7 protein-coding genes are annotated in these 6,125 nt (G+C 66.6%); 4 read left to right on the plus strand and 3 right to left on the minus strand.

Going from position 1 to position 6,125, the window contains the following annotated elements; translation table 11 throughout:
* Positions 1 to 60: 60 nt before the first annotated feature.
* Entirely contained in the window at positions 61 to 924 is an 864-nt protein-coding gene (locus ABE546_RS07290; protein ID WP_019186091.1) for a protease modulator HflC, read from the minus strand.
* Positions 921 to 2,042: an FtsH protease activity modulator HflK gene (hflK, locus tag ABE546_RS07295; RefSeq protein ID WP_259259501.1), complete on the minus strand. Its 1,122-nt coding sequence runs from the start codon at positions 2,040 to 2,042 to the stop codon at positions 921 to 923. Before hflK ends, ABE546_RS07290 begins: the two co-directional genes overlap by 4 nt.
* A 221-nt stretch (positions 2,043 to 2,263) precedes the next feature.
* On the opposite strand from hflK, the gene ABE546_RS07300 reads away from it, so the two are divergent.
* Positions 2,264 to 3,259: a YhdH/YhfP family quinone oxidoreductase gene (locus ABE546_RS07300; protein WP_346463059.1), complete on the plus strand. Its 996-nt coding sequence runs from the start codon at positions 2,264 to 2,266 to the stop codon at positions 3,257 to 3,259.
* Positions 3,260 to 3,348: 89 nt separating this feature from the next.
* The gene (gene pilH / locus ABE546_RS07305; protein ID WP_313210920.1) at positions 3,349 to 3,732 is read left to right on the plus strand and encodes a twitching motility response regulator PilH; all 384 of its coding nucleotides are present in this window, start codon (positions 3,349 to 3,351) and stop codon (positions 3,730 to 3,732) included.
* A gap of 82 nt (positions 3,733 to 3,814) precedes the next feature.
* Here the strand turns inward: pilH and ABE546_RS07310 are convergent, their stop codons facing one another.
* Positions 3,815 to 4,711, minus strand: coding sequence for a DnaJ C-terminal domain-containing protein (locus ABE546_RS07310; protein ID WP_121038875.1), 897 nt, complete (start codon positions 4,709 to 4,711; stop codon positions 3,815 to 3,817).
* A gap of 250 nt (positions 4,712 to 4,961) precedes the next feature.
* Here ABE546_RS07310 and ABE546_RS07315 point away from each other — a divergent pair, with 250 nt between their 5' ends.
* A complete protein-coding gene (locus ABE546_RS07315) occupies positions 4,962 to 5,444 on the plus strand; it encodes a peroxiredoxin (RefSeq protein ID WP_346463060.1) in 483 nt (160 codons plus the stop codon).
* 29 nt (positions 5,445 to 5,473) lie between these two features.
* Complete coding sequence (locus ABE546_RS07320) at positions 5,474 to 6,046, plus strand: ferritin-like domain-containing protein (protein ID WP_102788120.1); 573 nt, start codon at positions 5,474 to 5,476, stop codon at positions 6,044 to 6,046.
* Positions 6,047 to 6,125 lie beyond the last annotated feature (79 nt).

The raw sequence follows: 6,125 nt of genomic DNA on the forward strand, positions 1-6,125 counted from the left end.
ACAAACAAAACGGGGACCCGGTCTGCACCGGGTCCCCGTGGATGACTACCGCCTGCGGCCTCAGCGATCGCTCTTGAGGTACTGCAGGAACGGGTCGTTCTTGTCGAGCACGATCACGCCGTTGCCGTCGGTCATGGAGCCACGGTAGGCCTCCAGGCTGCGGTAGAAGGCGTAGAACGACGGGTCGGCCGAGCCGGCCTTGCCGTAGATGCGGGCGGCATCGGCATCGCCGGCACCGCGCAGCTGCTGGGCGTCGCGCTCGGCTTCGGCCACGATCACGGTGCTCTCGCGGTCGGCCTGGGCACGGATGGTCAGCGACTGCTCTTCACCCTCGGCGCGCAGCTTGGCCGCTTCCTGCTTACGCTGGGCGCGCATGCGCTCGTACACATCGTTGATCACCTGGCTGTCGGTCGGCAGGTCGATCTGCTTGATGCGCAGGTCGATGATCTGCATGCCCAGCGCCTTGACCGACTCGTTGATGCCGGTCAGCTGGTTGGCGATCAGTTCGCTGCGATCCCCGGACACCAACTGCTGCAACGAACGCGAGTTGATCTGGTTGCGCAGGGAGTCGGTGATGATCGGGGCCAGGCGGGCATTGGCCACGCGGGCATCGCCGCCGGTCGCACGGAAGTACGCGCGCACATCGGAGATGTAACCGATGGCGAAGAAGTCGACGCTGACGTCCTTCTGCTCGGCGGTGAAGTAACGGGCCGGGGCGGTGTCGAGCACCTGGAAACGGCGATCGAACACGCGCACCGTTTCCACCAGCGGCACCTTGAAGTGCAGGCCCGGCTTGATGTCCGCACGGACCACCTTGCCCAGGTTCAGCACCATCGCGGTCTGGTCCTCACGGACCACGTAGACCGAACCCAGCAGGCCGAGCAGGACCGCTACGGCCAGACCAATCCACAGTGAACTTCTCATCGGCTGCCCTCCTCACGACCGGTCGGGCGCGTCGTCGGACGCTCCGCATTGCGAACGCCATCCACGGCCGTGCTGGCAGGCAGCGACGGCAGCATGACTTCCGGGGTCACCGCCGGAGCGGCATTGGTGCTGGTGCGGTTGTCGCCCGGCATCGGCACGTAGATCAGCTGGCGGCCATCGCCACCGATGATCTTGCGGTTCTCCGAGAGCACCTTCTGCACCGTTTCCAGCCACAGGCGCTTGCGCGTGACCTCCGGGGCGTCCTTGTACTGGACCTGCAGCAGGCTGAAGCGCTCGGCATCACCCTCCGCCTTGGCGACCACGGCCTGCTTGTAGCCTTCAGCAGTGGTCCGGGCCCGTGAGGCCTGGCCGCGCGCTTCCGGAACCACCTTGGCCGCGTAGGCCTGGGCTTCGTTGATCAGACGCTCCTTGACCTGCTGGGCACCGTTGACCTCATCGAAGGCCGGCTTGACCTCCTCGGGCGGGCGGGCATCGGGCAGGGTCAGGCCGGTCACGGACAGACCGGTGCGGTAGCTGCCGAGCGAGGCCTGCAGGCGCTCTTCGGCGGCCACGGCCAGCGGGCCACGGTTGTTGAGCACGTTGTTGAGGTCGGCACGACCGACCTGCTCACGCACCGCGCTCTGCGCGGTCTGTTCCAGCACCTGGTCGGCATCGACCGAGCCGAACAGGTACAGGCGCGGATCGTCGATGCGATACTGGACGTTGAGCGAGACGTTGACGATGTTCTCGTCGCGGGTCAGGACCGGCACCTGGCTGCTGAACGTCTTGATCTCGGTGGCATTGACCTTGGTCACCGATTCCAGCGGCCACGGCAGCTTGAAGTTCGGGCCAGGCTGCAGGATGCGATGGAACTGACCGAAGCGCAGCACGACGCCGCGTTGCTGTTCGCCGATCAGCTGGAAGCTGGAGAACAGCAGCAGCAACACCGCAGCCACTGCGACCCACCGCAGGATGCCGCCATCGAACAGGTCTTTCAGCGGACCGGGCAAACCGCCCCAACCGCCGCCATTGCCGCCACCGCGAGGACCGAACGGCCCACGTCGATTCTCGTCGGGGCCTTGTCCGCCCTTGTTGCCGCCGGGTGTATTCCAGGCCATGCACGCTCCATCAAGGTAAGGTTGCCTGCGGGCCACTCCCGCACCGTCAACCGTTAAAACGTTAAATCGCTGTCGATTCTACTAGATGGGGCAGATCGACAGGATTGGAAGGGGGCACGCATCTCGGGGAACGATTCATAACCGCCTCCGCGACCGTCCGTGAGGGTCCCCGCGCGCCGGAGCAGCGGGTAAGGTGGTGTTTTCCCCCGTCAGGCATCTTCATGGCAATTCCCGACCGGTTCAACGCTTTCCGCATCCACCAGGACGATACCGGCTACCACGCCGGGCTGGAACCGATCGGCCTGGACCAGCTCAACCCCGGCGAGGTGGTCCTCCGCGCGCACTGGTCCTCGGTCAACTATAAAGATGCGTTGGCCGGCACCGGCAAGGGCAAGATCCTGCGACGCTTCCCGCTGGTCGGTGGTATCGACGTGGCCGGCACGGTGGTCGCTTCGACCGACCCGGCCTACCGCGAAGGCGATGCGGTACTGGCCACCGGCTGCGGGCTGAGCGAGACCCGCGATGGCGGCTACAGCCCGTATGTGCGCCTGGCCGCCAGTGCGGTGATCCCGCAGCCGACGGGACTCACCCCGCGTGAGGCGATGATTTTGGGCACGGCCGGCTTCACCGCTGCGCTGGCCCTGGTGCGGATGCTGGACAACCGGCAGACCCCCGCCCACGGACCGCTGGCCGTGACCGGGGCGACCGGCGGGGTCGGCTCGCTGGCGGTGGACATCTTCACCCGGGCGGGTTTCGAGGTGCACGCGATCAGCGGCAAGGCCGACCAGGCCGACTACCTGCGTGGACTGGGTGCCCGCGAGGTCCTGCCGCGGGATGTGCTGGCGACCGCCCGGCCGATGGAATCGGCGCGCTTCGGCGGCGGCCTGGACAACGCCGGCGGCGCGATGCTGACCAGCCTGCTGGCCCAGACCGTGCCCTACGGCTCGGTTGTCAGTGCCGGCCTGGCCGCGAGCCCGGCGCTGGACATGACGGTCATGCCCTTCATCATCCGCGGCGTGTCGCTGATCGGTGTGTCGTCCTCCAGCGCACCGCGTGATCTGCGCGAAGCGGTCTGGGCGAAGCTTGGCGGCGCCTGGAAACCGGCGCATCTGGAGACGATCTGCACGGGCGAAGTCGGGCTGGATGGCCTGCCGGCGGCGTTCGATACCCTGCTCGCGGGCGACCACCACGGCCGCACGGTGGTACGAATCGACTGAGCGTGGCAGCCGGGCGACGGACGGCACGTCCGGCGCTTCACGACGGTGCGAGGCCCGCACTACACTGCGGGCATCACACGGGGAACACCATGGCACGCATTCTGATCGTCGACGATTCACCGTCGCAGCTGTTGGGGATACAGCGGATCGTCGAAAAACTCGGTCACCAGATCCTGACCGCCACCGATGGCGCCGCCGGGGTCGAAACGGCCAAGGCCGAACTGCCCGATCTGGTGCTGATGGACGTGGTGATGCCCAACCTCAATGGTTTCCAGGCGACCCGCACGCTGGCGCGCGACGCCTCGACCAAGCACATTCCGGTGATCCTGGTGACCACCAAGGACCAGGACACCGATCGCATGTGGGGCATGCGTCAGGGCGCCAAGGCCTATATCACCAAGCCGTTTTCGGAAGACGAACTATCCGAGGTGCTGGAGCGCGTTTTCAGCCACCAGGAACCGCCGACGGCGTGATGCCGATGGCGGCGGTTGGTACCGACTGTTGGTCGGTACGCACCAACGGTCGGTACGCCGCTGCATCGGCGCACCGCCTGCCTCACACCTTCTCGCCGAACGCCTTGGCCAGCGCCTTGTAGGCCTTCTTCTGCGCTTCGTCGGTCGGCGCCGGCGCAATGATCTCCAGCTCCACGATCTGATCGCCATCCGGGTTGCCCGGCAGGCCGCGGCCACGCAGGCGCAGCTTGCGGCCGGCATCGGACTCGGCCGGCACCTTCAGCTCCACCGCACCGCCCAGGGTCGGCACGCTGATGCTGGTCCCCAGCGCAGCCTGCCACGGGGTTACCTGCAGGGTGTACAGAATGTTGCGGCCATCCACCTCGAACTGCGGGTGCTCGGCGTATTCCACTTCCAGCAGCAAGTTGCCGCCACCGGTGCCCTGCCCGGTCAGGCGGATCACCTGGCCCGGGCGGATGCCCTTGGGCACGCGCACATCCAGCTGCTTGCCGCCCACGTTGATGCGCAGGCTGTCGCCCTGATAGGCCGCTTCCAACGGCACCGACAGCTTGGCGCGGGTATCGCGGGTCGGCTGCGGCCCCTGGCTGGCGCCGCCGAAGCCACTGGCGCGACCACCGCCACCGCCGCGCTGGCGCGCGAACAGGCTCTCGAAGAAATCGCTGAAGCCGCCGCCACCGGCGCCGCCCCCGAACACCTCTTCGAAGTCATAGCCCTGGCCACCGCCATAGTTCGGCGGGGTATGGAACTCCTCGCCGGGCCGGTAGCCCTGCGCCTTGAGCTGGTCATAGGCCGCGCGCTTCTGCGGATCGCGCAGCGCCTCGTAAGCCTCGTTGACTGCCTTGAATTTGTCCTCGGCCCCGGCTTCCTTGCTCACATCCGGGTGGTACTTGCGCGCCAGCCGGCGGTAAGCGGTCTTGATCTCAGCATCGCCCGCGGTGGGTTCCACCCCGAGCGTGGCGTAGTAATCCTTGAATTCCATCCAAACACCTCGACTAAGTTCGGCCACCCGCGTGGGCGGGCGCCGTCCGCGCAATTCTAGCCGCTGCGGACCGGCCCACCGTGACGCCGGGCGCGAATGATCCTGCGCAATGCGGCGGACATCCCAGCCGGCTACGCTGCCCCGGTAGCCCGCCTCTCCCGCTCCAGATGGGTCTGCACGTCCGGTTTTCAACGTGTTGACATGGCCATCCCATGCCCCTCACTACCCTGCCTGTGTCCAAGGAGTCCGCATGACCATCCACGTTGGCGACCGCATTCCCGAAGTCACCCTCAAGCGCATCCGCGAGGGCATGGAGACCATCGACACCCATGCCCTGTTCGATTCGCGCAAGGCGGTGCTGTTCGGCGTGCCCGGCGCATTCACCCCGACCTGTTCGGCCCGGCACCTGCCCGGCTTCATCGAGCAGTTCTCCGAGTTCCGCCACCGCGGGATCGAAGTGTTCTGCATGGCGGTCAACGATCCGTTCGTGATGAAGGCCTGGGGCGAGAGCCAGCAGGTGCCCGACGGCCTGCAGCTGTTGTCCGACGGCAATGGCGAGTTCACCCGGGCCCTCGGCCTCGAGATGGATGCCAGCAGCTCCGGGATGGGCATCCGCTCGCGCCGCTTCGCGCTGTACGTCGAAGACGGTGTCGTGCGCGAAACCTTCATCGAGGAACCCGGAAAATTCGAGGTGTCTTCGGCCCAGTACGTGCTGGAGCATCTCCCCCGCTAGACCCACGCAACAGAGGAACCCGGCCAGCCATGTCAACGCCAGCCAAGAACACCCCCAACAACGCCCGCCCGCCGGGCATCAGCGACACCGCCACCCTGCGTGCCAAGGCCCGCAAGGACATCGAGGATGGCGCGATCACCGACAGCTACAGCGCCGACCGCAAGGCGGTGATCAAGCTGCTCAACGATGCGCTCGCCACCGAGTACGTCTGCGTGCTGCGCTACTACCGCCATTACTTCATGGCCAAGGGCATGCTCGCCGATTCGATCAAGGCCGAGTTCCTGGAACACGCACAGCAGGAACAGGCGCATGCCGGCAAGCTGGCCGAACGCATCGTGCAGCTGGGCGGCGAGCCGGATCTGAACCCGGATACGCTCACCGCGCGCTCGCATGCCGAGTACAAGGAAGGCAGCGACCTGCGCGACATGGTCCGCGAGAACCTGATTGCCGAGCGCATCGCGATCGACAGCTACCGCGAGATGATCAACTTCGTCGGCGACAAGGACACCACGACCAAGCGCATCCTCGAAGAGATCCTCGCGCAGGAAGAAGAGCACGCCGACGAATTCGCCGATCTGCTGGACGGCTGGATCGGCGAGTAACGCCAGCCGCATGCCGACTCTTGGCCCTGTAGTGCCGGCCGCTGGCCGGCTCCTGCAGCATACGAACGGCGTGCAATGC

Origin of the sequence: Stenotrophomonas sp. TWI377, from assembly GCF_039674525.1 — a bacterium.
Taxonomy (GTDB): Bacteria; Pseudomonadota; Gammaproteobacteria; order Xanthomonadales; family Xanthomonadaceae; genus Stenotrophomonas.